Annotated in this window: 13 protein-coding genes; 4 read left to right on the top strand and 9 right to left on the bottom strand. The window is 73.9% G+C overall.

Translation table 11 applies throughout. From position 1 onward, the window contains the following. The first annotated feature begins 29 nt into the window (after positions 1-29). The 3 genes from NLX94_RS13185 (at position 30) to NLX94_RS13175 (ending at position 6,317) form a co-directional block, all read left to right on the top strand. A complete protein-coding gene (locus NLX94_RS13185; RefSeq protein WP_254382859.1) occupies positions 30-3,290 on the top strand; it encodes a serine/threonine-protein kinase in 3,261 nt (1,086 codons plus the stop codon). 189 nt (positions 3,291-3,479) lie between these two features. After that, the gene (locus NLX94_RS13180; RefSeq protein ID WP_254382925.1) at positions 3,480-5,537 is read left to right on the top strand and encodes a TPM domain-containing protein; all 2,058 of its coding nucleotides are present in this window, start codon (positions 3,480-3,482) and stop codon (positions 5,535-5,537) included. 60 nt (positions 5,538-5,597) lie between these two features. Continuing rightward, a complete protein-coding gene (locus tag NLX94_RS13175) occupies positions 5,598-6,317 on the top strand; it encodes a PspA/IM30 family protein (RefSeq protein WP_254382858.1) in 720 nt (239 codons plus the stop codon). Positions 6,318-6,369: 52 nt separating this feature from the next. Here the strand turns inward: NLX94_RS13175 and NLX94_RS13170 are convergent, their stop codons facing one another. The 9 genes from NLX94_RS13170 to NLX94_RS13130 form a co-directional block, all read right to left on the bottom strand. Then, a complete protein-coding gene (locus tag NLX94_RS13170) occupies positions 6,370-7,029 on the bottom strand; it encodes a hypothetical protein (RefSeq protein ID WP_254382857.1) in 660 nt (219 codons plus the stop codon). Beyond that, entirely contained in the window at positions 7,026-9,623 is a 2,598-nt protein-coding gene (locus tag NLX94_RS13165) for a SpoIIE family protein phosphatase (RefSeq protein WP_254382924.1), read from the bottom strand. The genes NLX94_RS13170 and NLX94_RS13165 overlap by 4 nt, the downstream gene beginning before the upstream one ends. A 185-nt stretch (positions 9,624-9,808) precedes the next feature. Then, positions 9,809-10,237, bottom strand: coding sequence for an ATP-binding protein (locus NLX94_RS13160; protein WP_254382856.1), 429 nt, complete (start codon positions 10,235-10,237; stop codon positions 9,809-9,811). A gap of 165 nt (positions 10,238-10,402) precedes the next feature. Continuing rightward, the gene (locus tag NLX94_RS13155; RefSeq protein WP_254382855.1) at positions 10,403-10,801 is read right to left on the bottom strand and encodes a (deoxy)nucleoside triphosphate pyrophosphohydrolase; all 399 of its coding nucleotides are present in this window, start codon (positions 10,799-10,801) and stop codon (positions 10,403-10,405) included. Between the two features lie 51 nt (positions 10,802-10,852). After that, positions 10,853-11,056 carry an SPOR domain-containing protein gene (locus NLX94_RS13150; RefSeq protein WP_254382854.1) on the bottom strand — a complete coding sequence of 68 codons (204 nt, stop codon included), beginning with the start codon at positions 11,054-11,056 and terminating at the stop codon, positions 10,853-10,855. A 160-nt stretch (positions 11,057-11,216) separates the two neighbouring features. Then, the gene (locus NLX94_RS13145; protein WP_254382853.1) at positions 11,217-12,902 is read right to left on the bottom strand and encodes a cytosine permease; all 1,686 of its coding nucleotides are present in this window, start codon (positions 12,900-12,902) and stop codon (positions 11,217-11,219) included. 417 nt (positions 12,903-13,319) lie between these two features. Further along, complete coding sequence (locus NLX94_RS13140; protein ID WP_254382852.1) at positions 13,320-14,072, bottom strand: GntR family transcriptional regulator; 753 nt, start codon at positions 14,070-14,072, stop codon at positions 13,320-13,322. A 126-nt stretch (positions 14,073-14,198) separates the two neighbouring features. Further along, the gene (locus tag NLX94_RS13135) at positions 14,199-15,215 is read right to left on the bottom strand and encodes a septum formation family protein (protein ID WP_254382851.1); all 1,017 of its coding nucleotides are present in this window, start codon (positions 15,213-15,215) and stop codon (positions 14,199-14,201) included. Positions 15,216-15,328: 113 nt separating this feature from the next. Beyond that, a complete protein-coding gene (locus NLX94_RS13130; protein ID WP_254382850.1) occupies positions 15,329-16,903 on the bottom strand; it encodes a S8 family peptidase in 1,575 nt (524 codons plus the stop codon). 220 nt (positions 16,904-17,123) lie between these two features. Here NLX94_RS13130 and NLX94_RS13125 point away from each other — a divergent pair, with 220 nt between their 5' ends. Beyond that, positions 17,124-18,245, top strand: coding sequence for a threonine synthase (locus tag NLX94_RS13125; RefSeq protein WP_254382849.1), 1,122 nt, complete (start codon positions 17,124-17,126; stop codon positions 18,243-18,245). Positions 18,246-18,276 lie beyond the last annotated feature (31 nt).

Raw genomic sequence — 18,276 nt, 5'->3', positions numbered from 1 at the left:
CATTGACGTGATGTCAGGGGGCTTTCGCGGTGCGGGTGGGGGATCAGCTGGCGGGGCGGTACCGCCTCGAACAGCGGCTCGGCAAGGGCGGCTTCGGCGAGGTGTGGCGGGCGCACGACACGGCCCTGGACCGGTCCGTCGCCGTGAAGGTGCTCCTGGAGACGGCCATGGCCGAGGAAGCGGTCGCCCGCTTCCGGCGCGAGGCCACCATCGGGGCGCGGCTGCAGCATCCCGGGATCACCGTCGTGCACGACGTGGGCCAGGAGGAGGGGCAGCTCTTCATCGTGATGGAGCTGCTGGCGGGCGAGGACCTGCGCACCACCCTGTCCCGGGTGCCGGGCGGGCTGCCGGTGCCGCAGGCGCTGGAGCTGGCCGCCCAGGCCGCGGAGGCGCTGGCCGCGGCGCACGAACGCTCGGTGATCCACCGGGACTTGAAGCCGGCCAACCTCTTCCTGCTGCCCGCCGGGCGGCTCAAGATCTGCGACTTCGGCATCGCGCACTCCTCGGACGCCACCGCCGGCTGGACGGTCACCGGCCGGATCTTCGGCAGCCCGCCGTACATGGCCCCCGAGCAGTGGCGGGGCGAGCGGGTGGACGCCCGGTGCGATCTGTACGCGCTGGGGTGCGTGCTGTACGCGCTGCTGAGCGGGGAGCCGCCCTTCGGGGAGGCGGAGGTCCCCTACGTGCTGATGCGCCGGCACATCGAGGATCCGCCGATCCCGCTCCGGGAGGCGGGCGCGCCGGTTCCTCCGGAGGTGGAGCGGTTGGTGCGGCAGCTCCTGGAGAAGACCCCGGCGGACCGGCCGGAGTCGGCGGAGGCGGTGGCCGCGCAGCTGCGGGCGCTGCTGGCGGTGCCCCTGGCCGGGGGTGGGACGCGGGAGGGTGCTGCCGGCCGCGGCGGGACGGGCGGGGCCGGCACGGGAGCCGCCGGCATACCGGCTGCCGGAGACGGGGACGGGAGCGGGGTCGGGAGCGGGGCTGCCGGTGGGTACGCGCCTGGCGGTGGGTACGAGCCCGGTGGCGTGTTCGGGCCCGCCTCCGGGGACGGGGCGGGGACGGTTCCCGGGGGCGGGCCGGGCGGCGGGGCGGGATCCGGGGGCGTGCCCGGTGGGGTGCGGGACTTCGTGCGGGACTTGCTGCTGGAGGCCGAGGACGAGCTCCACGCCCTGCCCCCCGGGCACGAGGCCCGGATCGAGGTGCTGGCCGGGGCCGCCGGCGCCGCCGCCCGGTTCGACGCGGGGCTGGCGGGGCGGTTGCTCCGCGACGCCGAGGTCGCGGCGTGGCACGGCGGAGGAGGCGACGGGGCACGGACCGCCCGGCTGCTGACCGGGCTGGCCAGGGACACCTCCGCGCACGCCCCGGCGCGGGCCCGGCGGCTGCTGACCGACGCGCAGCAGGCGCTGTTCACGGTGTTCGGATCCAACCGGGCGGGCCCGCTGCGCGCGGTGGCGGAGGAGCTCGCGAAGGTGGCCCCCGAGCAGGCCGCCGGCATCGCCGCGCACCACTTCGCGGACAGCCCGGCGGACAACCGGCTCCGCGCCCGCATCGAGACGGCCGCCCGGGCGGCCGATCCCGCCGAGGCGGAGCTGCAGTTGGCGCTGATCCAGGACGCCGGGCTGCGCGGGGCCGCCACCTACGACATGGTGCTGGCCGTCGCCCCGCACGATCTCCCGGCGGCCATGCGGCTCAGCGAGCGCATCGGCTCCGCCGGGGGCCGGCTGCTGGCCCTGTGCCAGGTCGCGCGGGACCTGGCCGGGGCCGGGGACGCGGCCGGCGGGGCCCGGGCGCTGGAGCAGGCGGAGGAGGAACTGCCCCGGTTCCTGGAGGAGCGGGCGGCCTGGCTGCGCGAGGAGTCCGGGCACCAGGCCGAGCAGGGCCGGTTCGCAGCGGCGGAGCGGCTGCGGAACCAGGCCGCCGGGCTGCTGCGCGGCCGGCCGCAGGAGGCCGCCGACGAGAAGGCCGACCACGCCCTGTCCTCGCTGTCCTCGGCGCGGTCCCTCGTCGAGCGGGGGGCGCTGCCGCCGCTGGCCCCGGCGGCGGCGCGGGAGCGCGCGGGCCGGGCACGCGACCTGTCCGATCCGGTGGAGCGTGCTCGCGAGCTGGCCCGCATCGCGCGGGAGTGCGTTGCGGCGGACCGGACGCCCTGGACGGCGGAGGCCGCGGCCGATGCCGGGAGCCCGCCGCCGCCCGGGACGGCGGTGCTGGGCGGCCCGGAGCCCGCTGTCCGCACGGGCACCGGGGTGCCGGCCGGGGGCCGCGCCTGGTACACGGGCGCCCGCCCGGACGCCCTGTACGCGGCCGGTGCCCACGTGGTGTGGCGGTCGGGGCCCGAGGTGGGCTGCGTACGGGCCGACACGGGCACGACCCGCTGGACGGCCTGCGCCGACGAGGGTGCGGCCGCGCCGCCGCTGCCGGGGGCCGGGCGGGTGCTGGTGTCCTGCGCGGCGGACGCCGCCACGGTCTACGTCGAGGTGCGGCGCGACGGCGAACCGGGGGCGCGGCTGCTGGCGCGGGAGCCTCGGGACGGGCGGGTGCGCTGGTGGCAGGACGTGCCCGAGTCCGGGCCGATGCGCAGCGCCGGGCCGTTGCTGGTGCACGGCGCGCCGGGGGACCTCACCGTGCTGCGTGCGTCGACGGGCGAGGTCCTGTGGCGGCACGCCCTTCCCGTCCCCGGGATGCGCGTGGCCTCCGCGGTGGGCGACTGCCTGCTCCTCGCGGACGGCATGCGGCTCCAGGCCCTGGACCTGCCGACCGGCCGGGAGCTGTGGAGGGAGGACTCCGACGCCACGTACGCGGTCCACATCCCGCGGCCGACCGGCCGCGGGAGCATCGTCCACCTCCACCTCGGGACCCACCTGCTGGCCCTGGAGCAGGAATCGGGCCGGATGATGTGGCAGGTCCCGGTGGGCCTCGCGACGGAGCGGCTGCTGATCGAAGGCGGCACGGTGTACGTGGCGGCGCACCACGAGGGCTGGGACCAGGTCCTCGCGTTCGACGAGCGGACGGGTGCGGCGCGCTGGCGGCGGGAGGTGGCGCGGTGCGGCGAGGAGGGGTGCGGGCTCGAACTGCTGGGGCTGCGCCCCGGCGGCCTGTACGTCCAGGTCCCGCACGGCAACCGCCGGGGGCTGCTGGCCCGCTCGGCGGAGCCCTTCGTGGCGGTCCTGGACCCGTCCTCGGGCAAGCCCCGCCGCCGCTGGAACCACCCGCCCCTGGCGGCCGCCGACACCGTTCTGGTCGGCGACCACCTGGTCCTCTCCCGCCCGGACCTCACGGCGTACGCCCTGCCGTGAGGTCCGGGCCGGCTTCGGGATCCGGGCCGGGTCCCGGGGGAACGGACGCAGGGCGGGTTCCAGGTGCGGGGCCACGGAACCGCCCATACCCTCCCAAATGTGACTCCGCCGAGAAGCAGGACGAAGAGACGTCAGGGACGCACCACCGCCGGGATACCCGTCCGGACCGGCCTCGCCCTCGCCGCCGCGCTGCTCGCGCTGACCGGCTGGGGCACCGCCGACGCCCCGTCGGCCCGGGCCGACGAGCCCGTCACCCTGTCGCAGCAGGGGCAGATCACCGACCGGGTGGGCGCCCTCGGCGACCGCAGGCCCGAGGTCACGGCCGCGCTGGACAAGCTGTACGCCGACCGGAAGGTCCAGCTGTTCGTCGCGTACGTGCGCGACTTCTCCGACCGCTCCGCGCAGAGCTGGGCCGACGCCACCGCCCAGAAGAACGGCCTCGGCCAGAACGACGTCCTGCTGGCCATTGCCACCGGAGCCCGGCAGTACGCCTATTCGGCCGATGCCGACTCCGGATTCACCAAGGAGCAGCTCGCGGCGGTCGCGCAGACCGCCATCGAGCCGGCCCTCCGGCAGAACGACTGGGCCGGCGCCGCGATCGGCGCGGCCAACGGCTACGACGCGGTCCTGGGCGGACAGCCCGTGCCGGTACCGGCCGTCGTCCCCGGTGAGGCCGACCCGGGTGGCGCCACGGCCGGCGGCGAGAGCGGCGCCGGGGACTTCGTCCTCCCGGTGGTCGCGGTCGGCGCGGCCGGCGCCCTCGGGGCGTACGCGTACACCCGCCGCAAGCGCAGGCAGGCGGGCGGCGGCAGCGGATCGAAGACCACCGGCTGGTCCGGGCCGGGCCCCGCCCCGCTCGCCCTGCCCGAGCTGGACGCCAAGGCCAAGGCCCTGCTCGTGGAGACCGACGACGCGATCCGCACCAGCACCGAGGAACTCGGCTTCGCCACCGCCCAGTTCGGCGAGGAGGCGGTGGCGTCCTTCACGCAGGCGGTGGAGTTCGGGAAGGGCGAGCTGACGGCCGCCTTCCGGCTGCGCCAGCAGCTCGACGACGCGTACCCGGAGGACGACGCCACCCGCCGCCGGATGCTCGACGAGATCGTAGCCCGCTGTACGGAGGCGAGCCGGCGGCTGGACGCCGAGTCGGAGGACTTCGACCGGCTGCGGGACCTGGAGAAGAACGCCCCGCAGGCGCTCGCGACCGTGGAGGCCCACTTCCGCGCCCTGACGGGCCGGACCACCACGGCGGAGGCGACCCTCACGGCGCTCGGCCGCCAGTACGCGGACTCGGCGGCGGCGCCGGTGGCCTCCAACGCCGAACAGGCCAAGGACCGGCTGCTGTTCGCGACGACCAGCCTCGGCGAGGCGCGGGCCGCGATCGACTCCGGTGACAACGGCAAGGCCGCCGTGCACGTCCGGGCCGCCGAGGGCGCCGTGGACCAGGCGGCCACCCTCGTCGACGCGGTGGAGCGGCGCGCGCAGGAGCTGGCGGAGGCCGCCGGGAAACTACCCGGCGCGCTGAACGAGACGGACACCGACCTCGCCGACGCGCGCGGGCTGCTGACCGGCACCGCCGAGGGCACCTCGACCGCCGATCTGCGCGGCCGGATCAGCCGGGCGGAGGCCGTACTGGCCGACGTACGCCAGGAGCAGGAGGCCGGCCGGTACGACCCGCTGGACGCGCTGCGCCGGGTGGAGGAGGCGGACACGGCCCTCGACGAGGCGCTGGCCGGGGCCCGCGAGCGGGAGTCGGGGCGGCAGCGGGCCGCGGCCCTGCTCGACCAGGCCCTGCTCACGGCCCGGAGCGCGATCGGCGCGGCCACCGACTACATCACCACCAGCCGGGGCGCGATCGGCAGCCAGGCCCGCACCCGGCTGGCGGAGGCCCAGCGCCACCTGGAGCGGTCCACGTCCCTGGCGGGCTCGGACCCGGCGGGCGCGCTCGCCGAGGCGCAGCAGGCGGACTCGCTGGCGCGCCAGGCGCAGCAGCTGGCCGAACAGGACGTACGGGGCTACCAGAACCCGTACGGCGGTGGCGGCCGGCAGCAGGGCGGCGGCATGGGCGGCGCGGTGCTCGGCGGGATCATCCTCGGCGAGATCCTGGGCGGCGGCCGCGGCGGGGGCGGCTTCGGAGGCGGCTTCGGCGGAGGCGGCGGGGGCGGCTTCGGGGGCGGCGGCGGACGCGGTCCCGGCTCCTTCGGCGGCGGCGGCACGCGCGGCCGCATGGGCGGCGGCGGCCGCTTCTGAACCACGGCACCCCTCCTCACTCCACGTCACACACCCCACCTCCCCAAGGAGACACCGCACATGAGCAAGCAGAGCATCCTCGGCCGCGTCACCCAGCTCGCCAAGGCCAACATCAACTCCCTGCTGGACCAGGCGGAGGACCCGCAGAAGATGCTGGACCAGCTCATCCGCGACTACACGAACAACATCTCCGAGGCGGAGCAGGCCGTCGCCACCACCATCGGCAATCTGCGGATGCTGGAGGCGGACCACAAGGAGGACGTGGACGCGGCCGAGGAGTGGGGCGGCAAGGCCCTCGCGGCGAGCAAGAAGGCCGACGAGCTGCGCGCGGCCGGATCGGCCGCCGACGCCGACAAGTTCGACAACCTCGCGAAGGTCGCGCTCGGCCGCCAGATGCAGTCGGAGAAGGAGGCGAAGACGGCCGCGCCGACGATCGCCGCCCAGACCGAGGTGGTCGACAAGCTGAAGGCCGGCCTGGACTCGATGAAGACCAAGCTGACGGAGCTGATGGCGAAGCGCGACGAGCTGGTCTCGCGGGCCAAGACCGCGCAGGCCCAGAACACGATGATGGACGCGGTCAAGAACATCGACGTGCTGGACCCGACCAGCGACATCAACCGCTTCGAGGAGAAGGTCCGCCGCGAGGAGGCCATGGCCCTCGGCAAGCAGGAGCTGGCCGCCTCCTCGCTGGACGCGCAGTTCGAGTCCCTGGACGACCTCGGCAAGACCTCGGAGATCGAGGCCCGGCTGGCCGCCCTGAAGGCCGGCCAGGCGGCCTGACGGTCCGGCACGGCATCGCGGGCCGCCCTCCGGGGCGGCCCGCGCCCGGTTCTCACCAGGGGCTGCGGACCCTGACCCCGAGGGCCCGGACCTGCGCGCGGCCCTGTTCGGGAAGCCTCAGCACCAGGTCCTCGCCGACGACCCCGTCCCGCCGCCAGATCCCGTAGAGGCTCTCCAGCGCGGCCTCGGCGACCTCCGGGTCCCGGTCCACGGCGGCGCCCATCAAGGATTCGACGACGGGCCTGGTGCGGAGCGTGCCGACCGCCCGCGCGATCCCGGCCCGTTGCTCCGCCGGGACCTCCGGGTCGGCGAGCGAGCGCAGGACGGCCTCCGTGGCGCGGGCGTCCTCGCAGGGCAGCACACAGGTCGCGTAGACGAGCTGGGTGGCCAGCAGGATCAGGAACAGGTGCGGGGCGATCAGGAGCAGCGGCAGCGCCGGGACCAGCGCAAGCACCACCATCCAGCCGCCCCGGATGCGCAGGGGGCCGCCGCTCGGCGGCTCGTGCCGGCGGCCGGCCAGCGGGAGGACCGCGGCCATGGTCGCGACCGTCAGCAGCGGCACCGCGACCAGCACCACCCGCATGCCCAGCGAGAACACCCCGTCGGTGAGCCCTTCCGTGGCGCCCAGCACCGCCGCCAGGGCACCCACGCCGGCGACAGCGGTCACGACGTACCGCCACAGCGCGGTCCAGAGCCACTTGCCCGTGCTCATCCGTACATGCTCAGCAGTTGCTCCGCCGACAGTTCCGTCACCGATTCCGCCACCGCGCCCGGGAGCGGGAGTTCGAACCAGACCGTCTTGCCCCGGTGGGTGCGGCGGGTGCCCCAGCCCGCGGAGAGCAGGCCGACCAGCTGGAGCCCGCGGCCGCCCTCGTCGGTGTCCCGCGCCCGGCGCCGGCGGGGCTGGACCAGGTTGGCGTCCCAGACCTCGCAGACGAGGGTCCGGTCCAGCAGGAGGCGCAGCCTGATCTCGCCCTCGCCGTACCGCAGGGCGTTCGTGACGAGCTCGCTCACCAGGAGTTCCGTGGTGTCGAGCAGTCCCTCCAGGCCCCACGCGGGCAGCTTCGCCCGGGCCAGTTCGCGGGCCCGGCCCACCGAGCGGGCCTCGCGCGGGAGCTGCCAGTCGCCGACCGCGTCCACCGGGAGGCCCTGGACCCGGGCCATCAGCAGCGCGATGTCGTCCTCGCCGTGCCGGGTGTCCAGCGTGTTCAGGACGTGGTCGCAGACCTCCTCCAGGGGGCGCGCCGGGTCGGCCAGCGCGTCCCGCAGGCCCCGTAGGCCCTCCTCCAGCGGGTGGGTCCGGGATTCGACCAGCCCGTCGGTGTAGAGCGCGAGGAGCGCGCCTTCGGGGAGCTCGACCTCGACCTCCTCGAAGGGTTCGCCGCCCACGCCCAGCGGCATCCCCGTGGGGATCTCCAGCAGCAGTCCGGGGCGCGGCTCGGCGCCCTCCTCCACCGGCTCCACCAGGACCGGCGGCATGTGGCCGGCGTTGGCGATGGTGCAGCGCCGGGTGACCGGGTCGTAGACGGCGTAGACGCAGGTCGCGAGGTAGACCTCGGAGCGGTCGGCGTCCCGCGAGAGCGCGGCCCGGGAGGCCTGCTGGGAGCCGCCGGGGGCGCCGAGGCCCCGGGCGATCTCGTCCAGCGCGGTCAGCACCTCGGCCGGTTCCAGGTCGAGCAGCGCGAGGGTCCGTACGGCGGTGCGCAGTTCACCCATGGCCACGGCGGCCCGCAGTCCGCGGCCCATGACGTCGCCGACGACCAGGGCCGTACGGTGCCCCGGCAGCTCGATGACGTCGAACCAGTCGCCGCCGACCTCGGTGGCGGCGTTGCCCGGCAGGTAGCGGCAGGCGATGTCGAGTCCGGCGGCCTCCGGGTCGCCGGGGGGCAGCAGGCTGCGCTGGAGGATCAGCGCGCGCTCGTGCTCGCGCCGGTAGAGCCGGGCGTTGTCGATGCAGACCGCGGCGCGCGCGGCGAGCTCCACCGCGACGGCCCGGTCGCGTTCGCCGAAGGGCTCGCTGCCCTTGGTGCGGGAGAACTGCGCGAGCCCGACCACGGTGTCGTGGGCGACCAGCGGGACGACGAGCGTGGACTGTACGAGCTCCCCCGACTCGGAGCCGCCGCCCTCCACCAGCCGGGGCCGCGCCGTGCGCAGGGCGAAGGCCCCCGGCGAGCCGGCCGGGTACCGGTGCACCTCCCCTACGGAGACCAGCGCGCCCGGACCCGACAGCGGCGCGTCGGACACGGCCGAGGAGAAGGCGACGCGCCGCAGCGGCGCCGAGGGCGCGCGGCCCGGCCCGTGGCCGGGGAGGCTGGGCACGCCCGGGCCCTGCGGGCGGGCCGGGCGGTCGTCGTCGCCGAGCAGCAGCCCCTGGTAGAGGTCCACGGCGGCCAGGTCGCAGAAGCCGGGGACGGTGACGTCGAGGAGCTCGCGGGCGGTGGTCTCCAGGTCGAGGGAGTTGCCGATGCGGTGTCCGGCCTCGTTGAGCAGGGCCAGGTTGCGCCGGACCCCGGCGGCCTCGCGGGCGGCGAGGTGGCGGCGGGTCACGTCGATGCCGATGCCGGCGACCCCGATGGGGCGGCCGGTGCCGCCGTGGACCCGGTAGAGGTTGATGGACCAGTGGCGGTTGTCCCGGCTGCCGGGGGCGGCGCCGGTGATCTGGAGGTCGTTGACGGAGTCGCCGGTTTCCAGACACCTGCGCAGTGCGTCGGCCATCCGGTCGGCCTCGTGCGCGGGCAGGTAGTCGTGGACGGTGCGGCCGCGGTGCTCCTCGGCGGCGCCGCCGAAGACGGTCGCGAAGCGGCGGTTGGCTCGCTGCACGGTGAGGTCGGTGCCGAAGAGCAGGAAGCCGAAGGGAGATTGGCCGAATATCGCCTGCGAGGCGGCCAGATCGGATTCGATCCGGCGCAGGGCGCGTACGTCGACCACGACGCAGAGCGCAGCCCGCTCGGCGGTTTCGGTCTGGGTCGGCATCACATAGATCTCAGCCACCCCGTGCGCACCATCGCCGCCGGGGATCCGGAAGGGGATCAGGCCGGTCCATTCCTTGCCGTCGAGAATCTCGGCGACCCGGCGGTGCGCGCCGGCGCGCAGCTCCGGGGGCATGAAGGCGTCGACGGGGTCACGGCCGACGGCCTCGGCCGCGGTCAGCCCGAAGAGTTCCTCGGCGCGCAGACTCCACTGGTCGATCAGCCCGTCGGGTCCGATCGAGAAGGAAGCGACCTTTATGTAGTCATATATCGAGCCAGGCGGGCTGCTGTGCCACAGGGAGTCGCGCCAGGTCTCCCCCGACGCTCCCCCGGGCACACGGGCCTGATGTGCCTGTACAGGTATCTCGCTCACGCGACCGTCCCCTCCAGCTCACCGCAACCGGACCGGCCATGACCGAAGTATTCAGCACCACGGCGCTCTACGACACGGCCTTCGCGATCACAAAAAGATCCCGTTGTTTTCCAGCCAAGCCCTGTGATCGTCGACTGCCCCTCACCTTGTTACTCACCAGGAAGAGCCAATTCGAACCACACGGTCTTGCCCGACTTCCCGTGCCGGGTCCCCCAGCGCTGTGCCGAGACGGCCACCAGGTGGAGTCCGCGACCCCCCTCGTCGTCGGGCTGGGCGACCCGTTCGCGGGGTGGATCCGGAAGCGGATCCGAAACCTCCACGAGAAGCGCCGGACCCGACGGGGCGTCGGCGGCGGCTGGATTGCGCCGTACGAGACGGACCCCGATGGGACCGGAGGCGTACCGCAGGGAATTGGTGACCAGCTCGCTGACCAGCAGCACGGTGACGTCGCCGACGGCGTCGAGACCCCATTCGCGGAGGGTGCCGCGCACCGCGTGGCGGGCGGTGCGGACGGCACCCGGTTCGGCGGGAAAGGCCCATTCGGCGCATTCACCGTCTGTGTCGATCACGCCGATCACTTCCCGGGCCGGCTGGCGACCCCAGTCCGGTTCGACAGGGACAGAACCACGGGGGACAAGTACGAGATAGGGATTAATAGCGACATACCCGATATTCGCGGCGTCGTACCACTCGGTCCCCCACGGACCGGCGCACTGTGGCGCAGACGGCCTAGCGCGTGCGCGTCACGCGCCCCCGCTGAGCCGGCGGCCCGCCTCGGCGACGGCCGGGCGGTCCTGGTCGAGCCAGTCCACCGAGTCCAGCTCCCCGGGACCCAGCCAGCGCAGCTCGTCGTGGTCCTCCAGCGGGAGCGGATCACCCGAGAGCAGCCGGGCCGTCCACACGTGCAGCACCAGGCCGGGCTTCAGCGGCCACTCCCCCGGGATCCGCTCCAGCGCCTCGGTCTCCACCCCGAGCTCCTCGCGCAGCTCGCGCACGAGCGCCTCGGGCACGGACTCGCCGGGCTCGGCCTTCCCGCCCGGCAGCTCCCAGCGCCCGGCCAGCTCCGGGGGCGCGCTCCGGCGGGCGGCCAGCAGGCGCCCCTCATGACAAAGGGCTCCGCCCACGACCACTCGTACAGTCATGGGCGGAGCCTATGGCAGCGGCGGTGGCGGGTGCGTCGCCGCCCCCGCTGCTCAGTTCCTCGTTCCGGTCCGGCCGGCGGTGCTGTCCTGGCCGAGCCGCTCGATCCAGTAGAGCTGTTTGTGCCCTCTGCTCTCGAGGCTGTCGGCGACCTTCTGGGCCTCGGCCCGGGTGGAGTACCGGCCCACCCGGTAGCGGTTGCCGTTGTCGTCCTCACGTATGACCAGCCACGGGAGCAGGGCACCGCTGTCGTTCATCGCGTTTCACCCTCCGCCGACGTACCTGCCCGGGAAACCGCATTGCGCATATGCCCGAGCCTACGCCCGACCTTTACTCAGCGGATACGGTTTTTCACGAAGAGGTACCTCGCAGGCGTACGCATCCGGCCATGCGTACGAGCGGGCCGTGCGCGCCGGTTCAGAGCCCGCGCACGGTCGGCAGCGGCAGGATCACCGGGCCCCCGGGGCCCGTCGTGCGGCAGACGTCCCCGCAGGTCGCGTCGAGGGAACAACAGAGCGAGCAGATCGCGCCGGAGACGACGGGGCAGTCGGCGATGTCCGGGAGCTCGTACGCGGACTCGCAGACGGAGCAGAGGTGGGTGGCGGTGACGTCCGAGACGGCCACGTCCGGGCCGTTGACCGTGTTCGGCCTGGCCAGGTAGTACTTCCCCTTCGTCGCCCAGGCGATCAACGGGCAGAGGACGAGCGCGAGTCCGGCCGCGATGAAGGTGGAGAAGGCCTCGGCGTATGTCCCGAAAAGGCCGAAGAAGGCGAGGATCGAAACGGTGGAGGCGATCACCATCGCACCGAAACCGGCCGGGTTGACCGAGTAGAGGTAGGCCCGCTTGAACTCGATGTACGGCGGGCTGAGCCCGAGCCGCTTGTTGATCACGAGATCGGCGGCGACGGCGACGATCCAGGCGATGCCGACGTTGGAGTAGAAGCCCAGCAGCTTGCCGAGCATCGCGAACATGTTGAGCTCCATCAGCGTCAGCGCGATGCCGAGGTTGAGGAAGATGTACCAGACGCGGCCGGGGTGGCGGTGGGTGACCCGGGAGAAGAAGTTCGACCAGGACAGCGAGCCGCTGTAGGCGTTGGTGACGTTGATCTTGATCTGGGACACGATGACGAACACGGCGGCCACGGGCAGCGCGAGGCCGCCGAGCCAGGGGCGCAGCGCCTCCAGCTGCGGGGCGATCGGCTCCAGCGCGTGGGTCTTGCCGACGGCCTCCAGGGCGACGAAGGCGAGGAAGGCCCCGCCGAGCTGCTTGGCGGCGCCGATGATCACCCAGCCGGGGCCTGCGGCGAGCACGGCGAGGTTCCAGCGGCGGCGGTTGGCCGGAGTCTTGGCCGGCATGAACCGCAGGTAGTCGGCCTGCTCCCCGATCTGCGCGATGAGCGAGAGCGCGATGCCGGTGCCGAAGCCGAAGCCGATCCAGGAGAAGCCGGAGCCGGCCCCCTCCGTCCCGCCGAAGTGCGCGAAGGCACCCCAGGCGTCGGGGGCCTCGAAGGCGAGCACGAGGAAGGGCAGGACCAGCCCGATCAGCCAGATCGGCTGGGTCCAGGCCTGCACCTTGGCCAGGGCGCCCATCCCCTTGAAGACGATCGGGATGACGATGAGCGTGGTGACCAGGTACCCGATCTCCAGCGGCAGTCCGACGGCCTGGTGCATGGCCTGGGCCATGATCGAGCCTTCGAGCGCGAAGAAGATGAAGGTGAAGGAGGCGTAGATGAGGGAGGTCAGGGTGGAGCCGAAGTACCCGAAGCCCGCGCCCCGGGTGACCAGGTCCATGTCCAGGCCGTACGTGGCACACGCGCGGGCGATCGGGATGCCGGTCACGAAGATGACGGCGGCGGCCGCCAGGATCGCGGCTGCCCCGCTGGTGAAGCCGTAGGCGAAGACGATGGAGGCGCCGATGGCGAAGTCGGCGAGGTAGGCGATGCCGCCGAGGGCGGTGCCGGCGACGGTGCCGGGGCTCCAGCGGCGGAAGGAGTGGGGCGCGTACCTGAGCGAGTAGTCCTCGCGGCTCTCGTCGGCTGCGAGCTTGGCGTACTCCCTGCGGGGTGGCTGCGCCGCGGGGGCGGGGGCGACGGTGTCGGTCATACCGCCGGACGGTAGGCCCGCCACGTGACGGCCCGTCACCCATGGGCATTGCCCGGGGGTTACACCCCCGGGCCCCCCGTCACAGGGGGGTTACACCCCCCGCGACCCCCTGTCCGCGTTCCGGTGCGGCACCGTTGCCGGGGGCCGGCCCCCGGACCCCCGCTCCTCAAACGCCGGAGGGGCTGAGGTCGGCCGGCCAACGCCGGAGGGGCTGGGGTTGGGCGGGGCGGCCCGTACCTGGACGCCGGCAGGCAGCGCGCCCGCACGTGGGGCGGGACGCCGGCCAAAATCCAGCCCCTCCGGCGTTTGAGGAGCGGGGGGTCGGGGGCTGGCCCCCGCAACGGCGCGGCACGCGGGTACGGGCCCGGACCCGGCCGGGAGCGCGGCACCGCGCAGGGAGCTGCGGGAGGTTCGGGGTCACCTCACCGGTAGGTGGTAGGCGAGGCGGTAGCGGTCGGCCGGGATGACCACGTCTGCCGTTTCCACTGCGCGGCCGGACGCGAAGTAGGTGCGGCCGATCACCAGGACCACATGGCCCGGCACACCGCCGAGCTGCATGTTCTCCTCCGCCAGGCCCGGCCGCGCGCCGACCTCCTCGACCACGTTGTCCACGACCACGTCGATCGCGGCCATCCGGTCGACCACCCCGGAACCGCCCAGCGGGCCTTCCTCCGGCAGCATCACCGGGCTCCGGCCGGTCACCGAGAGCGGCTCCCAGGAGGTCGACAGCATCATCGCCTCGCCCGCGTCGCGGAAGACGTACCGCGTCCGCATCACCCGCTCGCCCGGCTCGATGCCGAGCCGTTTCGCGATGTCCGCCGGGGCGGCGGCCTGTTCGCTGCTGGAGTCCCAGGTGCCGCGGGCGCCCGCCTCCGCCTGCTCCTGCCGGAAGGGGGTCGAGGCCCCGCCGGTGCGGTAGCCGGAGCGGGCGACGCGCCGCGGGACGGGTTGTTCGCGTACGTACGTGCCGGATCCGGACCGGCCCTCGACCAGGCCCTCCGCCATGAGGACCTTGCGCGCCTCCAGGGCCACCGTGTCGGAGACCCCGTACTCCTCACGGATCCGGGCCTGCGAAGGGAGCCGGGCGTGCGGAGGCAGGGACCCATCGACGATCTTCCGTCGCAGATCCCCGGCGACGCGCAGATAGGCCGGCTGCTCGCCGAAAGTCACAGGCCACTCCCATCAGGTTGACAGACAGCTACACCCTGGCAACCGACGGTTGTACATCGCAAGCAAGGGCCAGAGTTTCACCCGAAGTGATGAAGGCAGGTCACTCAAACCCACGCGTCCCACGCGTTACGCGGACTCCCGGGAAGGACGCCGCGAGGGGGCGGTCGAGCCGCCGCCCCCGGCCCCTTCGCGCCACTCGGGCACCCGCGCCGACAGCCCGTACGCCCCGCGCAGTGCCTTCTCGACCTCGACCGGCAGCGCGGCGTCCGCCCGGCCCCACGCGTCCAGGAACTCCTTCGCGCTCTTCGCCCGCCCGGCCCGCCGCCACTCGCTCCGCGCGACGTCCAGCCGCTCCCGCTGCACCCCGGCCGGGCCGGCCAGTTCCGGCCGCCCCATCGCCGTGTCGAGCAGCTGCGACTCGGCGCCCAGCGCCCGGTCCATCTCCGAGGCCCAGGACATGTACCAGGGCAGCCGGTCCTCCACCTCCCCGTCGGGCACCTCGCCCAGGACCGTGTCCACCCTGTTCATCACGCGCAGGAAGGCGACCTGTTCGGCCGTCAGCGTGCCGGCGTCCTTGCGCAGGCTGCCGCGGTGCTCCCGGTCCGCGGTGCCGATCACGCACACGATCCGCCGGTCCCCGTCGCTCCAGCTGCCGCGCGAGGGGGCGAAGTAGTAGAGCTCCGCGTACGCCGGCACGGCCCAGGTGTCCATCGCGTAGGCGTGCTGCGCGGTCCAGCAGTCCTTCTCGGCCGTGCTCCTCATCTGCTCCGCCCCGGGGAACTCCGGCTCGCTCACGGAGGCCGCGGAGGTGACCTCCGCGTCGTGGACCTCGGTGCAGTCGACCCGGTACACGAGGGGCGCCTCGGCGAGCAGGTCTCCGCCGGCCACGTTGAAGCAGTGCCCGAGGCGCAGTTCGGAGGGGTCGACGGGGGTGCCCGCCACGTCCTCGCGGAGCTGCGCCGCCCGTCGGGAACCGCTCCGCTCCTCGAACACGTCCGCGACCCGTCCGAGCACGGGAACCACGAGGGCGGCGACGAGGACCATCACGAGCGAGACCGCCAGCCCCCAGACGACGAGCAGCTTGGCGGTCGGGGGCGGCGGCGGAGTCGGCGGCGGGCTCGGCGGCGGGGGCTGTGTGCTCACGGGGCTCCAGGAAGCGGGCGAACGTATGCGCGAAGGGTACGCAGCGGGGGCGGCCGTCGAAACGGCCGCCCCCGCCGGGTTCATCGCGTCATCGCGTCATCGTCGCGCCTGGGTCAGAACTGGAGTGCCCAGGAGTCGATCTTGCCGGTGTCGATGTTCGCGTTGTCGTTGACCCGGAGCTTCCACACTCCGTTGGCCACCTCGGAGGAGGCGTTGACCGTGACGGTCTTGATGATGTTGTCCGCGCTGCCGCCGGTGCGGTTGTGCAGGTTGTACAGGGTGCCGTCGGGGGCGACGAGGTCGACCTTCAGGTCACCGATGTAGGTGTGCTTGATGTCGACCGAGACGCTCAGCGCGGCCGGGGCGTTGCCGGAGATCCCGCTGACGGTGAGCGGCGAGTCGACGGTGGAGTTGTCGGCGATCGCGTAGTCGGCGGTGTTCTCGAAGCGGGTGCCCGGGTTCGGCGGGGTGGTGCCGGTGCCGACGCGCAGGAGGCGGTTCGGGGAGCCGGTGCCGGGGCTGGTCACCACGTTCGGGGTGGCGGCGGCGACGAGGCCCGCGGAGATCTGGGCCGGGGTGCTGCCCGGGTTGTCCGCGAGGTAGAGGGCGGCTGCGCCCGCGACGTGCGGGGAGGCCATCGAGGTGCCGGAGATGGTGTTGGTGGCGGTGTCGCCCGTGCCCCACGTGGAGGTGATCGAGGAGCCCGGGGCGAAGAGGTCGAGGACGGTGCCGAAGTTGGAGTAGCTGGCCTTGGCGTCCGTGTTGGTGGTGGCGCCGACCGTGATCGCCTCGGTGACGCGCGCCGGGGACTTGGTGGAGGCGTTGGCCGTCTCGTTGCCCGCCGCGACGGCGTAGGTGATGCCGCTGGCTATGGAGTTGCGCACGGCGGTGTCGAGCGCGGAGTCCGCGCCGCCGCCGAGCGACATGTTCGCCACGGCCGGCTTGACGGCGTTCTGGGTGACCCAGTCGATGCCCGCGACGACCTGGGCGGTCGTGCCCGAGCCCTGGTTGTTGAGGACGCGGACGCCGACGATCTTCGCCTTCTTGGCCACGCCGTACGCGCCGCCCGCGACGGTGCCGGCGACGTGGGTGCCGTGGCCGTGGCCGTCCTGGGCGGTGTTGTCGTTGTCGATGGCGTCGTAGCCGTCGGAGGCGCGGCCGCCGAAGTCCTGGTGGGTCTTACGGACACCCGTGTCGATGATGTACGCCGTGACGCCCTCACCGGCCTTGTCCGGGTACGTGTAGCTCTGGTTCAGCGGGAGGGCCGCCTGGTCGATCCGGTCCAGGCCCCAGGAGGGCGGGTTGGGCTGGGTGGCGTCGACGGTGAACACCCGGTTCTGCACGACCGACTTGACCGCGGGGTCGGCGGCGAGCTTCCTGGCCTGCGCCTCGGAGACCTCGATGGAGTAGCCGTTGAGGGCGGCGCTGTAGGTCCGGTCGATCCTCGCGCCGTAGCGCTTGGCGACGGCCTTTCCGCTGTCCGCGGTGGAGCGGGCGGCGGAGTCGTTCAGGGTCACGATGTAGCTGCCGGAGATGGTGCCCTCCGCGCCGGCGTTCTCGATGACGCCCTGCGGGGCGAGCGGGGCCGCCGAGGCGGGTAAGGCGAGGGCGGCACCGAGGGCGAGGGCCAGGGTGGCGGTCGCTCCGATGCCGGTGATCTTCCGGCGGGTGTGACGCGTCGCGGACATGTGAGGGGTCCTCCTCATAGGTGGTGCGCTGCGGGGGGTGCGCGGCCGTCGGACCGGTCGTCAGGGCATGGCTTTTAGCCATGAACATGACAAGCAATTCGGCCCAACGATGCGCCGCTGACGAAAGGTTGGCCCACGGAGTCGCTCCACCACAAGAGGACAACGAACGCGTAACATCCGTGCCATACCTCAGCCATGAACGAGCAAAGGCTCACCGCACATGACGCACGCACTACCCGGCTACGTCTGCGCCGACGACGGCACCCGCGCCGACGCCCGGACGGCTCCCTGGTGCTGCCCCGTCTGCAGCGGCCCCTGGGACCTCGACTTCGCCCCCGACCCGGCCGCCGCGCTGGATCCCGCGGCCGGCCCCGACTCGCTCTGGCGCTACGGCTCCGCACTGCCGCTCACCGGGGCCTTCTCCGTGACGCTGGCCGAGGGGAACACCCCGCTGGTGCCGCTGGGCGAACGGGTGCACGCCAAGCTCGACTTCCTGATGCCCACCCTGTCGTTCAAGGACCGCGGCGCGGTGATGCTCACGGAGCTCGCGCGCCGGCTGGGGCCCCGGCGGGTGGTGGCGGACAGCAGCGGCAACGCCGGTACGGCCTTCGCGGCCTACTGCGCCCGGGCCGGGCTGCCGTGCGAGGTGTTCGTCCCGGAGGGCACCTCGCCGAAGAAGACGGAGCAGATGCGCGCGCACGGCGCGACCGTGACGGTGGTGCCGGGCGGACGCGAGGCGACGGCGGTGGCGGCGCGCGAAGCGGCCGACCTGCCGGGGGTGTTCTACGCCAGCCACGTCTTCAACCCGTACTTCCTGCACGGCACCAAGACCTACGTCTACGAGATCTGGGAGGCCATGGGCGGCCACCTGCCCGAGGTGGTCGTCGTCCCGGTCGGCAACGGCACGCTGCTGCTCGGGGCCGCGCTGGCGGTGGAGGAGCTGGCCCGCCGCGGGGTCCGCCCGCCGACGCTGATCGCCGTCCAGTCGGCGGCCGTCGCCCCGCTGGCCTCCGCCTTCCACGCGGGCGCCGAGGACGCCGAAGCCGTCCCGCAGCTCCCCACCCTGGCCGAGGGGATCGCGATCCCGGCTCCGCCGCGGGCCCGCCAGATCCTGGCCGCCGTCCGCAAGTCCGGCGGGACCTTCCTGACCGTCACCGACGAGCAGATCCGCGCGGCCCAGCTCGACCTGGCCCGGCGCGGGCTCTTCGTGGAACCCACGGCCGCCGCCTGCTGGGCCGCGGTCGGGCCCGCCGCACCCGACGCCCCGCTCCAGGGCCGCACCGCGGTCGTCCCGCTCTGCGGCGCGGGCGCCAAGACGGGTCTGGCGGCGCCGGCGGGCTGACCGGGGGCTTCCCCGGGCGGCCCGCCCGGGG

It is taken from the genome of Streptomyces sp. TBY4 (genome assembly GCF_024213195.1).
Taxonomy (GTDB): domain Bacteria; phylum Actinomycetota; class Actinomycetes; order Streptomycetales; family Streptomycetaceae; genus Streptomyces.
This window is presented reverse-complemented; position numbering and strand designations above follow the sequence as displayed.

Coding starts and splice junctions, on each gene's coding strand:
- NLX94_RS13175 (WP_254382858.1), top strand. CDS start 5,598: ATGAGCAAGCAGAGCATCCTCGGCCGCGTCACCCAGCTCGCCAAGGCC.
- NLX94_RS13125 (WP_254382849.1), top strand. CDS start 17,124: ATGACGCACGCACTACCCGGCTACGTCTGCGCCGACGACGGCACCCGC.
- NLX94_RS13170 (WP_254382857.1), bottom strand. CDS start 7,029: ATGAGCACGGGCAAGTGGCTCTGGACCGCGCTGTGGCGGTACGTCGTG.
- NLX94_RS13155 (WP_254382855.1), bottom strand. CDS start 10,801: ATGACTGTACGAGTGGTCGTGGGCGGAGCCCTTTGTCATGAGGGGCGC.
- NLX94_RS13145 (WP_254382853.1), bottom strand. CDS start 12,902: ATGACCGACACCGTCGCCCCCGCCCCCGCGGCGCAGCCACCCCGCAGG.
- NLX94_RS13130 (WP_254382850.1), bottom strand. CDS start 16,903: ATGTCCGCGACGCGTCACACCCGCCGGAAGATCACCGGCATCGGAGCG.
- NLX94_RS13150 (WP_254382854.1), bottom strand. CDS start 11,056: ATGAACGACAGCGGTGCCCTGCTCCCGTGGCTGGTCATACGTGAGGAC.